The sequence below is a fragment of the Arthrobacter burdickii genome (assembly GCF_030433645.1).
GTDB lineage: Bacteria > Actinomycetota > Actinomycetes > Actinomycetales > Micrococcaceae > Arthrobacter_D > Arthrobacter_D burdickii.
In genome coordinates, this window is the sequence record NZ_JAROCG010000002.1 from 363,387 (window position 1) to 379,927 (window position 16,541).

General features: G+C 67.9%; 14 protein-coding genes and 1 pseudogene. 6 read left to right on the forward strand and 9 right to left on the reverse strand.

Translation table 11 applies throughout. The features are described from left to right. Window positions 1-123: 123 nt before the first annotated feature. Entirely contained in the window at window positions 124-1,383 is a 1,260-nt protein-coding gene (locus P5G52_RS16260) for a glycosyltransferase 87 family protein (protein ID WP_301229444.1), read from the forward strand. Here P5G52_RS16260 and P5G52_RS16265 read toward each other — a convergent pair. Together P5G52_RS16265 and P5G52_RS16270 are read right to left on the reverse strand one after the other, a co-directional pair. After that, window positions 1,370-2,215: an SDR family oxidoreductase gene (locus tag P5G52_RS16265; RefSeq protein ID WP_301229446.1), complete on the reverse strand. Its 846-nt coding sequence runs from the start codon at window positions 2,213-2,215 to the stop codon at window positions 1,370-1,372. The two genes, P5G52_RS16260 and P5G52_RS16265, sit on opposite strands and share 14 nt — an antisense overlap. A 669-nt stretch (window positions 2,216-2,884) precedes the next feature. Continuing rightward, entirely contained in the window at window positions 2,885-5,119 is a 2,235-nt protein-coding gene (locus P5G52_RS16270; protein WP_301229448.1) for a DNRLRE domain-containing protein, read from the reverse strand. An 838-nt stretch (window positions 5,120-5,957) separates the two neighbouring features. Between P5G52_RS16270 and P5G52_RS16275 the strand changes: the two are divergent. Beyond that, a pseudogene (locus tag P5G52_RS16275) lies at window positions 5,958-6,206 on the forward strand (ATP-binding cassette domain-containing protein); the annotation flags it as partial. Here P5G52_RS16275 and P5G52_RS16280 read toward each other — a convergent pair. After that, on the reverse strand, window positions 6,132-6,341 hold the full coding sequence (locus P5G52_RS16280; protein ID WP_301229450.1) for a hypothetical protein: 210 nt from the start codon (window positions 6,339-6,341) through the stop codon (window positions 6,132-6,134). The pseudogene P5G52_RS16275 and the gene P5G52_RS16280 overlap by 75 nt on opposite strands. Between P5G52_RS16280 and P5G52_RS16285 the strand changes: the two genes are divergently transcribed. Then, complete coding sequence (locus tag P5G52_RS16285; RefSeq protein ID WP_301229452.1) at window positions 6,340-6,729, forward strand: hypothetical protein; 390 nt, start codon at window positions 6,340-6,342, stop codon at window positions 6,727-6,729. The two genes, P5G52_RS16280 and P5G52_RS16285, sit on opposite strands and share 2 nt — an antisense overlap. A 78-nt stretch (window positions 6,730-6,807) precedes the next feature. Here the strand turns inward: P5G52_RS16285 and P5G52_RS16290 are convergent, their stop codons facing one another. From P5G52_RS16290 to P5G52_RS16300, 3 genes are all read right to left on the reverse strand, one after another. After that, window positions 6,808-7,023: an AsnC family protein gene (locus P5G52_RS16290; protein ID WP_301229453.1), complete on the reverse strand. Its 216-nt coding sequence runs from the start codon at window positions 7,021-7,023 to the stop codon at window positions 6,808-6,810. A gap of 106 nt (window positions 7,024-7,129) precedes the next feature. Then, window positions 7,130-8,944 (reverse strand): glutaminase A, encoded by a 1,815-nt coding sequence (gene glsA, locus P5G52_RS16295; RefSeq protein WP_301229455.1) that lies wholly within the window; start codon window positions 8,942-8,944, stop codon window positions 7,130-7,132. A gap of 49 nt (window positions 8,945-8,993) precedes the next feature. Next, a complete protein-coding gene (locus P5G52_RS16300; protein ID WP_301229457.1) occupies window positions 8,994-9,461 on the reverse strand; it encodes a hypothetical protein in 468 nt (155 codons plus the stop codon). A gap of 169 nt (window positions 9,462-9,630) precedes the next feature. Between P5G52_RS16300 and P5G52_RS16305 the strand changes: the two genes are divergently transcribed. Further along, the gene (locus P5G52_RS16305; RefSeq protein ID WP_301229459.1) at window positions 9,631-10,302 is read left to right on the forward strand and encodes a pentapeptide repeat-containing protein; all 672 of its coding nucleotides are present in this window, start codon (window positions 9,631-9,633) and stop codon (window positions 10,300-10,302) included. 111 nt (window positions 10,303-10,413) lie between these two features. Here the strand turns inward: P5G52_RS16305 and P5G52_RS16310 are convergent, their stop codons facing one another. Together P5G52_RS16310 and P5G52_RS16315 are read right to left on the reverse strand one after the other, a co-directional pair. Then, complete coding sequence (locus P5G52_RS16310) at window positions 10,414-11,856, reverse strand: CPBP family intramembrane glutamic endopeptidase (protein WP_301229461.1); 1,443 nt, start codon at window positions 11,854-11,856, stop codon at window positions 10,414-10,416. 4 nt (window positions 11,857-11,860) lie between these two features. Then, entirely contained in the window at window positions 11,861-12,580 is a 720-nt protein-coding gene (locus P5G52_RS16315) for a YoaK family protein (protein ID WP_363321914.1), read from the reverse strand. Between the two features lie 146 nt (window positions 12,581-12,726). On the opposite strand from P5G52_RS16315, the gene P5G52_RS16320 reads away from it, so the two are divergent. Both P5G52_RS16320 and P5G52_RS16325 read left to right on the forward strand, forming a co-directional pair. Next, the gene (locus P5G52_RS16320) at window positions 12,727-14,535 is read left to right on the forward strand and encodes a gamma-glutamyltransferase family protein (protein WP_301229463.1); all 1,809 of its coding nucleotides are present in this window, start codon (window positions 12,727-12,729) and stop codon (window positions 14,533-14,535) included. A gap of 20 nt (window positions 14,536-14,555) precedes the next feature. Then, complete coding sequence (locus tag P5G52_RS16325; protein ID WP_301229464.1) at window positions 14,556-15,287, forward strand: GntR family transcriptional regulator; 732 nt, start codon at window positions 14,556-14,558, stop codon at window positions 15,285-15,287. Here the strand turns inward: P5G52_RS16325 and P5G52_RS16330 are convergent. Next, the gene (locus P5G52_RS16330) at window positions 15,256-16,512 is read right to left on the reverse strand and encodes a phospholipase D-like domain-containing protein (RefSeq protein ID WP_301229466.1); all 1,257 of its coding nucleotides are present in this window, start codon (window positions 16,510-16,512) and stop codon (window positions 15,256-15,258) included. The two genes, P5G52_RS16325 and P5G52_RS16330, sit on opposite strands and share 32 nt — an antisense overlap. Between the last annotated feature and the right edge of the window lie 29 nt (window positions 16,513-16,541).

The window sequence follows — 16,541 nt, forward strand, 5'->3', positions numbered from 1 at the left end:
CCCGGAGCTCGCTGGGTCTTCGGTCGGACGCAACCTGAGAGGTGTCCCATCCGGGAATTAGCGGAGGCACCGCCGTGAATGAGAGACTTGCCGCTGCCGCCACCCCGCCGACCAGGAGCTCCCGTGCGCATCCGCCTGCCCCATCCGGAGACCCGCAACCGTGCGCGCTCGGTCTGGCTGTTCTTCGCCCTTCTCCATGTGGGGTTCCTCGCGCGGCTGCTGCCCTTCATCCTCGGCGGCGACGTGCTCAGTGACCTCCGGTTCTACCGTGAGTGGGCGGACCAGGCCCTGAACGACGGCGTCTGGCAGGGCATCGACACCGCCTGGGTCTATCCCGTGGGTGCCCTCGTGCCGATGGTCGTGGCGACGGTCTTCGGCTCCTCCCTGTACCAGCTCGCCTGGTTCCTCCTCTTCGCCGGCCTCAACGCCGTCGGCACCGCGGCCCTGATCCGGCAGCGCACGCCGTCGTCGTTCACCGCCGCGTACTGGTGGCTTGCGGCCACGGCGCTCCTCGGGCCGGTGGCGGTCGGAAGGATCGACGGCCTGACCGCGCCCCTGGTGGTGGCCGCACTGCTCATCGTCGCCGCACGCCCGTTCGTGGCATCACTCGTGCTCAGCGCGGCGACGTGGATGAAGGTGTGGCCAGCCGCCGTCGTGCTCGCGTCGCTCGTCACCCTCCGGCGGGGGCGGCTCCGCATCCTCGGCGCCGGCGTCGCGCTCACCGCGGGCATCGCGGGCGTCGTCGCGGCCTTGGGCGACATCCGCAACCTCACCGGCTTCCTCAGCGCCCAGGGCGCGCGCGGCATGCAGCTGGAGGCTCCGCTGAGCACTCCCGGGGTGTGGCAGGCGATCACCGGAACGTCGGGCGCCTACTTCTTCGAGGACGAGGTCATCAACACCATGGAGGTGCGGGGTGCGCTGAGCGGGCTGGTCGGGGGCCTGATGACGCCGTTGCTCGCCCTGACCGTCGTCCTGGTCGCCGCATTCCTCGCGATCGCGCTCCACCGCGGCGCTCGGGCCGACGCCCTGCTCGCCACCGGGTCACTGGCCCTCGTGAGTACGCTCGTGGTCTTCAACAAGGTCGGCTCGCCGCAGTTCATGCTGTGGATCGCGGCCGTGATCGCCGCCGGACTCGTGCTCGACCGCGCGGCCGAATGGCGCTACCCGGCGATCGCGATGCTGGTGACCGCCGGCCTGACCACCCTCGTCTATCCGGTCTTCTACGACGCCCTGCGCTACGAGCTCAACCCGGCCGTCGCCGTCCTGCTCACCCTCCGCAACCTGCTGGTGGTCAGCATCTTCCTCTGGTCCCTGGTACGGCTGGGACGCCTGACGGCGAAGGCGGGCGTGCCTGCGGTCGCCGGCCCGACTACGGGTGCCTGACGCCCTTTCCTGCCAGCACCGCCCGGTAACCCTCCCGGTAGGTCGGGTAGGCGAAGGAGAAACCGGTGGACCGCAGGAGGCTGCTGTCCATGCGGCGGGCCCCACCCCGCGTGGACGACGTCTCGCCGGATGGCGGCTCCGGCAGGCCGAGTTCGGCGGCGAGGAACTGCAGCACCTCGCCGAGGTCCACGGGCTGTTCGTCGCTGCCGACGTAGACTGGCGCGGGATCGTCGAGTTCCATGGTCAGGTGCACGATCGCCGCCGCCGCGTCGTCGCGATGGATCCTGTTGGTCCACTGGGCTTCGGCGGGCAGGACTGCCGTTCCGCCCTTCACCTGGTCGATCAGGCGCGTGCGGCCCGGACCGTAGATGCCGGACAGTCGAAGGACCGTGCCGCGGTCCGAGCGGCGGAGGAGTACCTGCTCGGCCTCACGGACGAGGCGGGCAGTCGGGGCGGCGCTCTCCGCCGGTGACTCCTCGGTGACCCAGCCGCCGTCGAAATCCCCGTACACCGCGGTGGAGGACACGAAGAGGATGCGGCGCGGCCGGACGCCGTCGCGCTCGAGGGCATCCAGCACGTTCCCGGTCGCGTCCACGTAGGCGCTGCGGTAGGCAGCCTCGCTGCGGTCCCCGGCCGCGGTGGCGATCACCACGACGTCGGTGTCCTGCGGGATCGGTGGCAGCGGCTGCGTCAGGTCGGCGGCTCTACCCTCGATGCCTTCGGGGATGCGTTCGGGTGAGCGGCGCCATCCGATCACCCGCTCGCCGCGAGCTGCCAGCCGCAGCCCCACTTCGGTGCCCAGGTCCCCGCAGCCCGCTATCAGCACCGTCATCGCATGTCCGTCCTCACTCCACCGGCCCGTCCTGGTGGCCGGGCCAAACGCCAGTCTAGGTGCCTTGCGTGGTTCTGCCGTGCGGGGTGGAGATCGACCTCAGCAAACCGTTGAAGGACAAGCAGGAGGAGATTCCTTCCCTCCAGTTCTTCGATGCGGTCCTCGATTTTGTACTTGGTGAAGATGTCACGGACGTTGTCGGAGAACGCGTTGATGTAGGCGAGGAGATTCTCGCGCAGGTTTCACCGGCCCCTCTGCTTACGCGACAGGGTGGCAAGACAGGGCCCGCGACCGTAAGGCTGCTGGATCTGGACCGCCGCCGCCGCCGTCGCCGACGACGGCTGCGGGCGGTTCTGGGTCACCCGGGACGGCGAGCAACGCACCCTGCGGCCGCAACGCCACGCCTACGAACACCTCACCGAAGAAATCCTGCACCCCGGCAACCCTCTCATGCACGTCTGCGACGTGCCCTTGTGTGTCCACGCCAGTCAGCTGCGGTGACGCTTGTACCGGTGGTGGCGCAGCGGTAAGCGTGGAAGCGCCGGTCGGGTGGTTACGGAGGTGATCGATTCGGTGATACCAGCCGCAAACATGGTGACGCTCACGATTCGCCTCCTTTCAGATATGGGACTGTGGGGCCACCACACGGCAGCCCCACAGGTAGTTGGACTACTGGCGGGAACCGCTATCGGTTCCTGTGCCGCCATGTACACCTACGAACCGCCATGTGTACGAGCCGTTATCGTTCAGGCTCATACGCAGGTGACCCCACGTATCGCTGAAACGCTTCTGGACGTACGCCGGGCTGGACGTGAACGCCCTCAGACCGATACCACCCGTGGATACCTGAAACTGCTGCATCCCATCGGTGGTGCACTGGTCAGCGTTGTTGACCGGGCACGTGCGCTCGTAGTTGTGCTGGCTACCCGAGAGCAGGACCTTCACCCTGTTCTTGTGGAACACGTCGATCCAAGGCTTGGCCTCCGTGAAGCGGCTGTGTGAGGCCGTGTTCGACGTGAAGTACGGGTCGTGGTAGACGACTGCCAGGTGCTTCCCCCGAGCCTTGGCGGCTGCAAGGTTGGCGTCAATCTCGGCTGTCATCGCCTGAGCACGTGTGGCGTTGTAGCTCCACGCTCCGGTGGGGGCGAACAGGATGTGCCAGTTGCCCCTGTCTACCGAGTACCACTCGTGAGCGGCCTGAAAACCTGCTGCCGTGCCTGAGCCCTTAGCGTTGGTGCGGGTCGGGTCAGTGCTGGTGGCCGACTTGGCGGTGCTTCCACATGCACCGTCCATCCACTTGTCGAACTCGGCGTTACGTCCGGGCTGGTGGTCGTGGTTCGGTCCAGCCGTCCACAGGGTCTTCGCCTTTACGGGACCCCATCCTGCGGCTTCCCACTTGGCGAACGTGTCACCCGTGTAGCTGCTGTTCGTGCAGTTGCCGGCGCTGTACTGGAAGTCACCGATACCGATGAAGTTGTCGAGCGTCCCATCGGCCAGTCCCGCCTTGATGCTGCTGGCGTTCTTGCCCGAAGCTGAGGTCGTTGATGTGTTGCCTGACGGATTCATGTCACCCACGGCGGCGAAGTCGAACGACCCTCCTGTCGAAGGAGGCGGCGTCGGGGTAGGCGTAGGAGTCGGCTGCGTGATGGTTGCAGGGTTGTGGACGCGGACCCAATCGACCCGCATTTCACCTGCACCGTTGGCGGAGCTGTTCGGGAACCAGTCAAGCTGCAGAGTCTGGTGCATCGGGCCGGGAGGCTGATGGCCGGGCGTCTTGTCCTCGAACCACTTCACACCATCCACGTATCCGACGATCCCGGCTGGGGACCAATCGACCGCGTAGTTGTGGAACTGGCTGACATCGAGGGCCTTCGACCCTGAGGTCTGCAGGTTGTCACACGAGTAGTGGTTGAAGAACTTGATGACGTTCCAGTCGCCGGTTGTCTCAGCGAAATCAACCTCACCGTCGCACGGCCAGTTCCCACTGTCAGGCCAGAGGATGCTGACCATGTGGTACTCGTCGTCGCCTGAGCCTGCGGCCCTGACTTCCCAACGCCCGTACATCTGGTTGGCGAACTTCGCGCTCATCCCGGCTGTCGTACCATCCGGGGTGCCAGTCAGGACTGCCTTCGTCCCGTCGACGGTGACCTGCGCTGGGCTGCGGAGCCCCTTACCTGCGTGACCAGCCGAGTTGTAGACACTCCATTTAGCGGCGTCAGGCGCTCCTGTGTAGTTGAACTCGTCCCCAGCTACCACTGGACCCCAGTTCTGGGTGGAAGCAGCTGTCGTACCATCACCCGTTAGGGGATGAGGAGGCGTTGTCGGGGTGGTCCCGGTCGGCTCTGTGGTGATGACGAGCTTCGGGCGGAGAGCGGGGTCAGGGGACTCGTCGGACTTGAACCCGATCCACTTCTGGGCACCCGATTCGAGCTTGAAGTTGTTCGCCCCAGCCACCGTAGCGGCTGTCACGTCCCACTCCACCCACGAGCTACCTGCGAAGCCACCAGCCTTGCCCAGCCACGTCCCACTGGCGGGTGCGTTGTTCCACGTAACACCCGTCTCGGTCCAGTCGCCGGTCGTCTTGTGCACGTTAACGAACTCAGTGGCCGTTGCGCTCGCCTCTGAGTAGGCCCGGAGCCTGGCGGACACGATCCGCTCTCCTGCCGGTACGACCACATTGAACTTGAGGAGGGCGTTGCGCCGCATGGAGTTGCGGCCCTCTGTGCTCCAACGGACGCTGTTGCCGTAGTTCGTGGTCGGGAAATCAGCCTGAACGTACGTGTCCGCTACCGGAGCGATGGAGACTGGTGCGCTTACCGCTGCACGAGTCCCTTCAAATGTTGGTGCTGAGCACCCTGTGGCAACCAACGCCGACAGGGCGACCACGGTCAATAACTTCCTCATAGAGAGGACCGATCAAGTAGAGCGCTTGTTGATTTTTTAATGACGTTCACTTTCTGATGGGCATGGCTGAGAAGGCCACGCGAACAAGCTGACGCCTCCCCAGACGACACAGCACCATGAAGGGCCCCGGAGCGTTGTTCCACGAGTGAGTGAGACCGCAGCGCCGGGCTTTCAGAACTAGGTGATTGAGATGTGACCAGTGTTACCCGTGGTCCTGGAGTGAAGAGACACTCAGACGGCCAGGAGAGCCAATATTGTGCAGATACTGCGTCCGCCTTTGACAAACGAAAGGGCGGCCCCCGTACGCGTGGCCGCCCTGCTGTACATCACGAGCCGAGGGGCTACGGGCTTCCGCCCACGCTGTCCTCGCTGTTATTGGTGACGACCCGCAACAAGTCGGTCAGCGCACCCCAATCCGCCTCGAGGTTATTCACCTGCTCCTCATCCACCGCTATCTCGGCATGCAAGTTGGTCGAGCCCGACCTGATGAGGACATGCGCGCGTTCGCCCGGCTTGGATGGTCCATGCCGAGTTCAGCGCTTGCCCCGTTCGGGGTCATCTTGGATATGTCGTTCGACAGTGGTTCCCGGCTCGGTGACATCCCGGGCGTGACCGTGGTGCGGGTACCGATGGCCATGATGCCGGAATTCGAGCTCACCGGGGGTGAGAAAGGTTGGTCGTTGTCGAGGCCGGCAGTGGTTACGCATTCCAGGAGCGAGCAGATAGATGACTGGAATCGACATTCCGCGACTGCCGAGCGAATTAGTTCTTGGCTCTCTGAACACAACCGCGAACTCATCGGCGGCGTTGGATGGAGTAGCACGGGTGCAGGCGACATGTCGGCAGGGTCCGCGCGCTCGACGGACTCGACCTCGAGGTCCGCCGCGGCGAGATCCACGGATTCCTCGGGCCCAACGGTGCGGGCAAGTCCCTCACCCTCCGAATCCTGCTGGGCCTGGCCAGGGCCACGGCCGGCACGGCCCGCGTCTTCGGTCTCGACCCATGGGCGCAGTCAGTGCAGGTGCACCGCCGCCTGGCCTACGTCCCCGGTGACGTGCGGCTGTGGCCCAATCTCTCCAGCGGCGAAACCTAGGTAGCTCGCCAGCCATCGCATCCGGCCAACGGAGGCGGCAAGCAGTAGTTCCGCGGTGCCGCCCGCCTCCTCCTGGCGCAGCCGGAGGATCGCCTTGGTGCTGGGAGCGGCCTCGGTGGTGCTGATCATGGTCCTGACGGCATTCGGCGCCTGGGTCTCCCTGACCGTCTCGCACGACACCTCCGTGGAGGGGTGGACCGTGTGGGAGACAGCCGCGGCCCAGCTTCCCGCAGCACTCATCTACCTCGCCGTCCCCGCGCTGGTGTTCGTCCTCCGACCCTCGGCCACCATCGCGATGGGCTGGGCACTCCTAGGAGCCGGCATCGTCCTCGGCATCTTCGGTGGGATGGTGGGCCTGGACAAGGATGTCCGGAACATCTTCCCGTTCTCCCACACCCCTGTGCCGGACGGTACGACGACGGGCTGGACCGGTGCGTGGTGGATGCTCGGCATCGCTGTCCTTGCCGCTCTCACGTCCCTACTCGGCATGAAGCGGCGGGAGATCACGACGGCATGAGGGCGGCAGGAGGCAAAGGTCGCTAAGAGGTCCCGGGATGGTGAATCTCCTGCGGACCGAGTGGCCCTGGGCCTCGCGCTACTGCTTACCGTACTTCCGGTGGACTGCCTGCTTGCTCACCCCGAGGCACTGGGCGATGGCCTCCCATGACAATCCGGCCTGACGGGCGCTCCGGACGAGGCCGGCCTCTGCACGCCCTACCTCCCGGTGCAGTTCAGCAATGATCTGCAGGGATTCAGCGGGCCCCTTACCATCCATCGATCCAACGAGTGTCTTCAATCCCTTCACCTCCATTCGTCAACACTAGTTGACACTCGGGGAAGAGGCAAGGGCTCGTGGTCCGGTCCGGCTTCTGTGCACTGCGACCCCTTAGTCGCGTCCGGGGTCGGAGCCGTCCGCTCTAGTCGCGGATCCGCACCGCGGTCTCCCGCAGGTACAGGTCCACGCGCGTGTAGGCGTCACGGGTCAGGGCCTTCCAGAGTTCGACGGCGAGCCGCGGGTCTTCCTTCTCGACGGTCCGGATGGCCTGTGCGGTCAGCACCTTCACGTGCACGCTGTCCAGCGCCTTCACTGTGGTCTCCTGCCGGTTGTCGCTGCCCAGCGCCAGTTCACCGAAGGTCATCCCGGCACTCAGGGTGGTGAGCTTGAGGCGCTCACCGGAGGGCCCGGGGACGGAGGTCACGATCTTGCCCGAGAGGATGAAGAAGACGCCCCCGAAGGACTGCCCGACCCGGCGCACCACGTGGCCCTTCTCGTAGGTGCGGTCCTCCATCCGGTGCGTGAGCGCCTCGACATCTTCGTCACTGAGGGGGCTCAGCGCAGGGCACTGCGCCACCTCCACCTCCGACGGGAGGATGAGGTCACCGCCGTACCGCGTGATGAGCTCGTTCTCACACCATTCGACGGCGGCGGTGCGCGTATCGAAGGTGGGCACGGGGCGATCGACGTCCCGGAAGGTCTCCGCCAGCGTGCCCTCGCCGTCGATCAGGACCAGCTCGCGGTCCACCTTCGCCAGGTTCTCCCGGCACTGGCCCAGCAGGCGGAGGGAGACGTCGGCCACCTCGTCCACCCGGCGCAGGTCGAGGATGACGAAGTCGACGTCGTCGTCCAGGCTGCTGAGTGCACGCACCATGGACTCGGTGCCGGCGAACAGGAGGTCCCCGTTGAGTTCGATCACCATGGCGCGGTGCCCCTGGTCGCGGAGGACCTCCATCGCCTCGTCGGTCCGACGGATGCCCGAGGGTGCGGCCGTGATGTCATAAGTGGCCCGGATCGCGGACCGGCCGGCCCGCGCCGCACGCACGAAGTGCAGTTCCATGTCGCGGGACAGCCGCTGGCTCGTGGCCATGCCCCGCACGCTGCTGCCGTGCTCGTCGAGCGGTGGCGAGTACACGGCGAGGCCCACCTGCCCAGGCAGGACGGCGATGGTCCCGCCGCCCACTCCGCTCTTGGCCGGCATGCCCACGGTGCTGATCCATGATCCGGCGTCGTCGTACATGCCGCAGGTGGTCATCACGGACAGGACTCTCTCGACGGCCAGCAGGTCCATCGCCTCGACACCCGTGAGAGGGTTGCGCCCGGAGTTGGCGAGCGTCGCCGCCATGACGGAGAGGTCGATGCAGTTCACCATCACGGAGCACTGCCGGAAGTAGTCCTCGATGACGGGCGTGGGGTCGTCCTCGATGATGTCGAAGGACCGCAGGAGGTAGGCCAGGGCACGGTTGCGGTGGCCGTGCTCGACTTCTGACCGGAAGATCTCCTCGTTGACGCCCAGCTGCCGGCCCGCGAACTGCGAGTAGGTGTTCACGATGCGCCGGAAGCGCGTGTTGCCGCCCCGGGACTGGACGAGTGAGGTCGCCGTCAGGGCACCGGCGTTGATCATCGCATTCGAGGGGCGTCCGCTGCCCGGTGCCAGCGAGATCTCGTTGAAGGAGTCGCCCGAGGGCTCGACGTCGACCTTCGCGTCGACCGCCTCCATCCCCAGGTCGGACAGGGCCAGCCCATACGTGAACGGCTTGGAGATCGACTGGATTGTGAACTCCTCCCGGGTGTCACCGATCTCGTACATGTACCCGTCGACGGTGGTCAGGCAGATGCCGAAGTTGTCGGGATCGACGTTCGCCATCGCCGGGATGGTGCTGTAGGGCTTCCCGTCCCGCAGATCGGAGATCTCCCGGTGGATGGTCCTGAGGTAGCTTTCGATCGGCGATTCCATGCTGTCCACCCTACGGGGACGGCAGCCCCGCCTCCCCGTGCACCGGCCGTCAGCGGGTGCGCAGCGTGTGGCGGTTGGAGAGCACGAAGAGCTGGGCGACGGCAGTGGCGACGCCGAGGAAGATCAGGGGCGGGGCGGCCGCGACCGTGTAGTTGAACCAGGGGTTGCTGTAGGGCGTGCTCATCTGTCCCAGGGTGAGCTGATCCACGTACTGCTGCTCGTGGATCATCGGGGCCGAGAGGAAGTACACCCCGAGGGCCACGAGCGCGGCCGCGACGACCCAGGCCCAGACATCGAAGGGATTGCGGGGCGGCAGGCTGGGCTCTGGTGGCCGGGGTGCCTCGGATCCCACCTCGCGGATCACCGAGGGGGTAGCGGTGTCCTCTGTCGGCCAGTGCAGTGCTGGTGCGCGCGGCGCGGGGGACACCGCGCTGGATGCGGCCCCCGTAGGATTCCCGCGCTGGTAGATCCCGTCGTAGCGCGGGTCGTGAGTGTTCTGCATGCGGTCGCTGACCATCCGTTTTCCCCCCTGGAATGACGAATGCCAGTAAAGCACGGGCGGAGCCCGTACACGCTCAGCGCAGCAGCGCCGGGTGGCGGCCGCACCGGACGGCGCAGCTAGACTGGCGAGCCGGTGCAGTCGCACCGATGACGGATGTATGACGTGATTCCACGACGGAGGGACCATGGCCAGGAAAGCACTGGCGAGCGCCACGAACGCCCCGCGACTGTCCCTGCGGGAACCGCGGGACGTCACGCGGGTCGAGGAGCCGCACCTGCTCGACGGCGACCACCGGGAAGGGGAGCTGTATGAACGCGCCTCCTTCGACGGTGAGGAGCTCGCCGGGATCACGCTGCAGGAATGCGTCCTGCAGGGAGTGTCACTCAACGACGCCGAGCTGCGCGGCGCGCGGTTCATCGAATGCGCCTTCGAGGACCTGTTCGCCCCGGTCTTCCGCGCTCCGCGGAGCAGCTGGCGTGAGACGTCGCTGCGGAGCACGCGGTGGGGTTCGGCGGAGCTTTACGACAGCCGGCTCGACGGCGTGCACCTCGACGGGGGCAAGCTCGACTACGTGAATTTCCGCAGCGCCCGGCTGACGGACGTGCTCGTGAGCGGGTGCATCATCGGAGAACTGGATCTCACGGGCGTGCGGGCAACCCGGCTGGCCCTGCAGGACTGCACGATCGGCACACTCACGCTCGACGGCGCCCAGCTGAAGGACGCCGACCTCCGCACCAGCAGCTTCCGGGGCATCAGCGGCCTCGACGGCCTGCGCGGCGCCACGATCGATGAGTACCAGCTGCAGCTGCTGGCCCCTTTCCTCGCCGACAGCATGGGCCTGCGCGTCGAGGGCTGACAGGCGACAGGCCGGCGGGCTCTACCGTTCCGGGGTCTACCGTTCCTGGTCCTACCATTCCTGGTCCTACCGTTTCCGGCGAACACCCTTCCCGGCCAGTGCCGTTGCGGGTCATCCCGCTGCGGGATACCCCGGGCCGGTGGGATGCGACGTCCCTGAAGGATGCCCTGGTCCCGGCGGATGTGCAGGGCCGGTGGGGTGGCGGTCTGCGCCGTCGTCCCGCCTGGCCGGGTGCGACCCTGCCGCCGGGCGCTGCGATTCGAGGGGCGCGGGGGCTCCCGATGGCACGGGTCCAGCGGATGGCACGGGTTCGGCCCACGCGTCGGACGAGGGGGCCGGCCGGCCGACGACGGTGTCTCCCATACTCCGCGCCGGTTGGGCGGGGCGCGGCGCGGGGTGCGGCGCGGCAGCGGGCGAAGGTGTGGGCCGGGCAGTGGGGACAGTCGGTGCCGGAACCGGCCCGACGCCCGCGGGCTGCTGCGCGTACCGCGCGCGGTCGTACTGCGACGGGTCGTAGCCGCCCGGCTGCTCCTGGGACAGTTCCTGTGCCCAGGGGTTGCGAACCGGTGCTTCCTGGTACCCGTACGGCGCACTCCCGCCCACCGGAAGGGCGTACGAGGGGTAGGCGTGCTCGAGCGGGGCCTGCGGAACGACCGTGCGGGTCCGGTCGATGCCGCGGCGGTTCGCGAGGCGGACGATGACGCCGGCGGTCACCGCCATGGTCGCCACGGACACGAGGAGCCCGCTCACGGACCCCTCGCTGGAGTTCACGTCGACCAGGCCGAAGGCACCGAGCACGAAGATGGTCATGTTGTTGATCGCATGCACCGCAATGGCCGCTTCCAGGCCGCCGGTGCGCCAGGTGATCCAGCCGGCGACGACGGCGAAGATCGCGACGTCGGCCTGGCCGAGCGGATCGTAGAGGTGACCGAGGACGAACAGCGGCACGGGCAGCAGGATCGCGAAGGCGGGGTGGCGGAGCCAGCCGCCGACGGCCTGCATCAGGAAGCCGCGGAACACGTACTCCTCGGCCGCAGCCTGGAACGGGACGGCAAGGAGGGAGAGGGCCAGCAGGACGACCAGGGTGGACGTGTCCTGCTGCACGGGCGCCGCGGCGGCCTCCTCCGGGAAGAGGAATCCGATGAGGGTGGAAATGCCCAGGCTCACCAGGAACACGGCCAGCGCTGCGGCGGCGCACAGGGCCAGCCAGCGCCAGCGGATGCGGCCGGCCACGGACGAGAGCAGGCCGAAGGGCCGCGGGCCGGTGACCAGCACAGCGAGTGCGAGGGCCGGGATCATGAGGATCAGGGAGATCAGGGTGAAGGCGAAGATCACCGGGTCGCTCAGGTCGATCGCCGCCGCTGCGTCGAGGTACTGCGAGACGTCCGCCGATGTGCTGAGTGCCGCGACCGCTCCGGCGATCAGCAGGACCACCGTGAAGACCACGTAGAGGGCGACTCCGAGCAGCGCCGTGAGGAGCGGCTTCCACCACCGGTACTGCGGCCACGAGCGGGCCAGGCGGTGGAATTCGAACTGCTGGTCGACCTGTTCCATGCTTCTACCGTAGTGCGGTTTCCTTGGCGCTTCCTGCGACGGCTGCCTTGCGGTCCCGACGGTGGCGGAGGTGGCCCAGGAGGGTGACGACGGCGGAGAGCAGTGCGGAGACGGCCACGCCGAGCCAGAGGTCCACCTTCAGCGTGAGGGCGCCGACGACGGCGCCGGCCATGATCAGGGCGATCGCGGAGGAACGGCGCGCCCAGAAGGGACTCTTGCCGCCGGCGAGCCGGGAGTCCGACGCCAGGCCCGTGATGGTGGACGTGACCACGACGGTGGTGATCTCGGCGACCTTCAGGCGTTTGGCCGTCGCTGCCTGGATGCCCATCATCGTCGCGAGCACCGAGGTGGTGATGCTGCCGAGCACCTCCTCGGCCTGCACGTCGACGAGCGCGACGTACACCGCGAGGGCGGTCAGCCCGAGGGCCACCGTGAGGAGCGTGCCCGTCGTCCGCCCGGACCACCCCTCCGGTCCCTTCCGCAGGACGCGGCCGGCGAGTGCCGCGCCGACCATGAAGAAGGCGAGGGCGAGCGCGGGCCGGAGGACGGGCAGACCGGTGCCACCCGTGAAGGCCATGCCGAGAAGAACGACGTTGCCCGTCATGTTGCCCGTGAACACGCGGTCGAGGCCGAGGTAGCCGACGGCGTCGATGACGCCGGTCGAGAACGTCAGGCCGAGCATGAGCCAGAGATGGAGCCTGTCCGTTGCCACGCGGTTCTTCACGATGATGTCCCTCGTCTGCAGTCTTGCCGTGAATGTATACGACGCCTAGGGTCGTACCGTTGATTGTATTCAATCCGCACCGGCCCCTGAGAACGCCCCCGCCGCTGCGCACGATCGCCCTGGGCGCTCCCGTCGAAAGGCAGCCGATGACGTACACCTCCCCTCCCTCCTTCACCACGCGACCTACCCTGCAGGGCACCTTCGGCATGAGTGCATCGACGCACTGGCTGGCCACGGCATCGGCGCAGGCCGTGCTGGAACGCGGCGGCAACGCGTTCGACGCCGCCGTCGCCGGGGCGTTCGTCCTGCACGTCGTCGAACCCCACCTCAACGGACCGGGAGGCGACATGACCGGCGTCTTCGCCACCGCCGAGGAGCCCGGCAGGCCCGTCGTGCTCATGGGCCAGGGCCCTGCGCCGGCCGCCGCGAGCCGCGAGCACTACCTCGCCGAGGGACTCGAACTCGTCCCGGGTGCGGGCGCGCTCGCCGCTGCGGTCCCGGCCGCCGTCGACGCCTGGCTGGTCCTGCTGCGCGACCACGGAACGTGGGAGCTCCGGGACGTCCTGGCCTTCGCGATCGGCTATGCCCGCGACGGCCACCCCGTCCTCGGCCGCGTCGGAGCGACCATCGCCGCCGTGGCGGACCTTTTCACCGAACACTGGCCCACGTCGGCGGCCCTCTGGATGCCCGAGGGCAGGCCGCCACGCGAGGGCGAGATCATCCGCAACGAGGCATACGCCCGTGTCCTCGGGTCCCTGGCCGACGCGGCGGCCGACGGCGCCACGCGGGCCGAACGCATCGACGCCGCCCGCCTCGAGTGGCGCACCGGACTCGTGGCCCAGACGGCCGCCGGGTTCGTCCGGACGCCCCACCGGCACTCCTCGGGGCTGGACCACGCGGGTGTCCTCACCGTCGAGGACTTCGCCGGCTTCGAAGCCGGGTACGAGGAGGCGACGACCCTCCAGTTCCGCGGCCACACCATCGCCAAGACCGGGCCCTGGGGTCAGGGCCCGGCGCTGCTGCAGACCCTCGCCATCCTCGACGGGTTCGACGACGAGCGGCTCGACCCGTCCACCGCGATCGGCGCGCACACCATCCTCGAGGCGCAGAAGCTCGCCATCGCCGACCGGGAGGCGTACTACGGCGACGCCGACGTCCCGTTGGACTACCTGCTCTCCCCGGAGTACGCCGCCGAGCGGCGTGCCCTCATCGGGGACGAGGCGTCGCTCGAGTTCCGGCCCGGGAGGGTCCCGGGTGTCGAACCCTTCACCCCTCCGCTCCGGGTCGACTACACCCCGCCCGCCCTCGCCGGCGGCAGCGGGTTCGCCGGGGTGGGTGAACCGACGGTCTCGCGCAGCGGGGAGACGCGCGGCGACACGTGCCACATCGATGTCGTCGACGCGCAGGGCAACATGGTCTCCGCGACGCCGAGCGGGGGATGGCTGCAGTCCTCACCCGCCATCCCCGAGCTCGGATTCTGTCTCGGCTCCCGGTTGCAGATGACCTGGCTGGAGGACGGGGCACCGTCCACCCTGCAGCCGGGCAAGCGGCCCCGCACCACACTCACCCCGACACTCATCCTCAAGGACGGCAAGCCCGTCGTCGCCCTCGGATCACCCGGCGGCGACCAGCAGGACCAGTGGCAACTGCTCTACATCCTCCGCACCATCGTCGGAGGCTACACGCCGCAGCAGGCCATCGACGCACCGTCCCTCCACACCACGTCCATTCCCGGCTCCTTCTGGCCGCGCACCTGGGAACCGGGCGGCGCCGTCGTCGAGGACCGGCTGGGCGAGGACGTGATCGCCGACCTGGAACGCCGGGGCCATGTCATCACCCGGGCGGGGGACTGGGCCCTCGGTCGGCTGTCCTGCGTCACCCGAGACTCCCACACCGGCGTGCTGTCCGCCGCCGCCAACCCGCGGGGAGCACAGGGCTATGCCGCAGGACGCTGAGCACCAGACGGGCGCGGCGGATGCGGCCTGAGCAGGACGCCTCAGCGCCGCAGCGTGTCCTCGACGCCATCCGCCGCGGCATCATCCTCGGTGAGCTGCCGCCCGGGGCCCGCGTCACGGAGGCGGCGCTCGCCGCTCGGTACGGTGTCTCCCGCGTGCCCGTGCGGGAGGCACTGCGTGCGCTGGAGGCGGAGGGCTTCGTCGAGTCGAAACCCTACGCCGGCTCCACCGTGGCGAAGATCCCGCTCGACGACGCCGAGGACCTCTTCGCCGTCCGGCGCGCCATCGAAGCGACCATCGCACGCCGCGCGGCACGCCGGGCGGCAGAGCAGTTTGCGGCCGATGCACCGAGCACGGGTTGGTTCCCTGCGAGGCGTGCTCTCGCGGACATCCTCGACTACGGCGACCGCGCCGTGGCGGCCGACGCCCTCGCGGACCTGCCCGAACTGAACATCCGCTTCCACCTGGGGGTCGCCGAACTCAGCGGCAGCGCATCGCTCGCCGCGCTCCTCCGGCAGATCTCGGGGAAGATCGAGTGGCTCTATGCAGCCGACGTCGACAACCGCGGGAAGCAGTCCTGGAGCGAGCACCGGCTGATTCTCGCGGCGATCGACGCGGGGAACGGGGACGAGGCGGAGCGGCTCATGGCCGGGCACGTGGAATCCTCCCAGCACGGATACCTGGAGCGGTTCTCCGCGCCGGGTCGGACGGCGTCCGGTGCTACAGGAACGGGCGCAGCGGAGCGAGGATGAGTTCGCTGACCCTGGCCACGACGTGGCGGCTCTCCCATTCCTCCCGGCTGAGCCGCCGGCAGTTGGAGGAGTCCACCGCGAAGATCTCCTCCATGGTGGCCGCGAGTGCGCGGTCGAAGATCTCCAGGTTGATCTCGTAGTTCCCGGTCAGGCTGAGACGGTCGATGTTGGCGGTGCCGATGGTGCTCCACTCGCCGTCGACCGTCGCCGTCTTCGCGTGGATCATCGAGTTCTGGTACAGCAGGATCTGGACCCCGGCGCCGATCAGCGCCGAGTAGAAGCCTCGGGACAGCCAGTCGGAGACCACGTGGTTCGAGTCCTCGGGCAGGATCACGCGCACGTCGACGCCCCGGCGGCTCGCCCGTAGGAGGGCGTCGAGGATCTGCCGGTCGGGGATGAAATACGCCATCGTGATGAAGATGTGCCGGTCGGCCCGGTTGATCGCGTCGAGGTAGACGCCGCGGATCGGGAACACGAGGTTGGCCGGGATGTTGTTCACCGCACGGATGCGCGGCTCCCAGAAGGAGGCGCTGAGATCGGGGAGTTCGGGCCGGCGGGGGATGGCGCGGAAGTTCCAGAAACTGACGAACGCCTCCCGGAGCTCCCACACCGACGGCCCACGGATCTCGAGGTGGGTATCGCGCCATTTCGTCGCGTAGTCCGAGCCGATGTTGTATCCGCCGACGAACCCGACTTCGTCGTCGACCACGAGGACCTTGCGGTGGTCGAAGCCCGTTCCACGGATGTTCGTGAAGACGATCGACGGGCGGACGACCGGGAAGCGGTAGATGTTGACGAGCGGGTGGAACCTGTAGAAGAAGGGGTTGACCACGAGGTTGGCGAAACCGTCGTAGATGACGAAGACCTTCACGCCACGCTCCGCAGCACGGTTCACGGCGTCCCGGAACCGGGTGCCGACATGGTCGCCCTTCCAGATGTAGGTCTCGAGCAGGACCTGGTGTTCGGCCCTGTCGATCGCCGCGATCATGGCGTCGTAGAGGTCCTCGCCATAGGTGTAGACCGTGGTGTCCGTATCGGCGATCGTCGTCCTGAAGGTCCCCGGCTGGGGGAAGCCGTCCCGCTTGGTGCGCTGACGCTTCTGGTACGTATCGACGCCGACGAGTCCTACGATGACCACCGCCTGCGCCGAGAAGAGCGCGATCGCTGCACGCTTGACCGTGCTCCGGGCGAAGCCCATAACCGTTTGATGCTTCAGCCAGCCCATGCGCCCAGCGTATCGCCCCCGGCCGCGCC

What these genes read in the sequence shown, in the direction of transcription:
- P5G52_RS16265 (WP_301229446.1), bottom strand. Translation starts at nt 2,215, where the DNA reads ATGACGGTGCTGATAGCGGGCTGCGGGGACCTGGGCACCGAAGTGGGG.
- P5G52_RS16270 (WP_301229448.1), bottom strand. Translation starts at nt 5,119, where the DNA reads ATGAGGAAGTTATTGACCGTGGTCGCCCTGTCGGCGTTGGTTGCCACA.
- P5G52_RS16285 (WP_301229452.1), top strand. Translation starts at nt 6,340, where the DNA reads ATGGTCCTGACGGCATTCGGCGCCTGGGTCTCCCTGACCGTCTCGCAC.
- P5G52_RS16280 (WP_301229450.1), bottom strand. Translation starts at nt 6,341, where the DNA reads ATGATCAGCACCACCGAGGCCGCTCCCAGCACCAAGGCGATCCTCCGG.
- P5G52_RS16290 (WP_301229453.1), bottom strand. Translation starts at nt 7,023, where the DNA reads ATGGAGGTGAAGGGATTGAAGACACTCGTTGGATCGATGGATGGTAAG.
- glsA (WP_301229455.1), bottom strand. Translation starts at nt 8,944, where the DNA reads ATGGAATCGCCGATCGAAAGCTACCTCAGGACCATCCACCGGGAGATC.
- P5G52_RS16300 (WP_301229457.1), bottom strand. Translation starts at nt 9,461, where the DNA reads ATGGTCAGCGACCGCATGCAGAACACTCACGACCCGCGCTACGACGGG.
- P5G52_RS16305 (WP_301229459.1), top strand. Translation starts at nt 9,631, where the DNA reads ATGGCCAGGAAAGCACTGGCGAGCGCCACGAACGCCCCGCGACTGTCC.
- P5G52_RS16310 (WP_301229461.1), bottom strand. Translation starts at nt 11,856, where the DNA reads ATGGAACAGGTCGACCAGCAGTTCGAATTCCACCGCCTGGCCCGCTCG.
- P5G52_RS16320 (WP_301229463.1), top strand. Translation starts at nt 12,727, where the DNA reads ATGACGTACACCTCCCCTCCCTCCTTCACCACGCGACCTACCCTGCAG.
- P5G52_RS16325 (WP_301229464.1), top strand. Translation starts at nt 14,556, where the DNA reads ATGCGGCCTGAGCAGGACGCCTCAGCGCCGCAGCGTGTCCTCGACGCC.
- P5G52_RS16330 (WP_301229466.1), bottom strand. Translation starts at nt 16,512, where the DNA reads ATGGGCTGGCTGAAGCATCAAACGGTTATGGGCTTCGCCCGGAGCACG.